Origin of the sequence: Streptomyces murinus (assembly GCF_002154555.1) — a bacterium.
Lineage (GTDB): Bacteria > Actinomycetota > Actinomycetes > Streptomycetales > Streptomycetaceae > Streptomyces > Streptomyces murinus.
The window spans coordinates 1-372 of sequence record NZ_MUNF01000583.1; the positions used below are offsets into that span (position 1 = coordinate 1).

The 372-nt window shown below is 69.6% G+C and carries 1 pseudogene (only partly in view); it reads right to left on the reverse strand.

The window, feature by feature from the left end:
- Nucleotides 1-156: 156 nt before the first annotated feature.
- Nucleotides 157-372, reverse strand: a pseudogene (locus CCN72_RS30225) (response regulator); it runs 349 nt beyond the window's last position.

Consider the following 372-nt stretch of genomic DNA (forward strand, 5'->3'; position numbering starts at 1 on the left):
GGCGGGGGCCTGAGCGCTCAGGGAGCACCAACCGGGGCCGAGCCGCACCGGGTCCGGGCTGTCCGGGAGTTGAACTCCGGGGCCCGCGCTGCCCGATGGCCCTGAACCGGCACCGGCACCGGCTCCCGCTCGGCGTCCGCTCAGCGTCGGTCCCGGTCACGCCTCGAAGCGGTACCCCATTCCCGGCTCCGTGATCAGATAGCGGGGATGGGCGGGGTCGTTCTCCAGTTTGCGGCGGAGTTGGGCCATGTAGACGCGCAGGTAGTTGGACTTGTTGGCCTGGGTGACGCCCCATACCTCGTGCAGCAGGTGCCGTTGGGTGATCAGCCGGCCGGGGTTGGTCACCAGGATCTCCAGGAGATGCCATTCCGT